Origin of the sequence: Coprococcus sp. HPP0074 (genome assembly GCF_964238105.1) — a bacterium.
Classification (GTDB): Bacteria; Bacillota; Clostridia; order Lachnospirales; family Lachnospiraceae; genus Faecalimonas; species Faecalimonas umbilicata.
On the sequence record NZ_CAXSKS010000020.1, the window covers coordinates 1 to 582 of the forward strand.

The 582-nt window shown below is 52.7% G+C and carries 2 rRNA genes; both read left to right on the forward strand.

Annotated elements, in window-relative coordinates:
• Positions 1 to 407 (forward strand): 16S ribosomal RNA (locus ACESPO_RS13260); the annotation flags it as partial.
• Between the two features lie 73 nt (positions 408 to 480).
• Positions 481 to 582 (forward strand): 5S ribosomal RNA (gene rrf / locus ACESPO_RS13265); the annotation flags it as partial.

Sequence of the window (582 nt, forward strand, 5' to 3'; positions counted from 1 at the left end):
AAGGCCGGGCACTCTGGAGAGACTGCCAGGGATAACCTGGAGGAAGGTGGGGATGACGTCAAATCATCATGCCCCTTATGAGCAGGGCTACACACGTGCTACAATGGCGTAAACAAAGGGAAGCAGAGTCGTGAGGCCGAGCAAATCCCAAAAATAACGTCTCAGTTCGGATTGTAGTCTGCAACTCGACTACATGAAGCTGGAATCGCTAGTAATCGCGAATCAGAATGTCGCGGTGAATACGTTCCCGGGTCTTGTACACACCGCCCGTCACACCATGGGAGTCAGTAACGCCCGAAGTCAGTGACCCAACCGCAAGGAGGGAGCTGCCGAAGGTGGGACCGATAACTGGGGTGAAGTCGTAACAAGGTAGCCGTATCGGAAGGTGCGGCTGGATCACCTCCTTTCTAAGGAAGAAAGAAGTAAGGATTGAAGAAGTCTATTGTTTAGTTATGAGTGTTCTGAAAAGAACGAAAAGCTTCTGGTGGCGATGCGCTGAGGGGAAACACCCGTACCCATCCCGAACACGATGGTTAAGACCTCAGCGGCCGATGGTACTGCACTGGAGACGGTGTGGGAGAG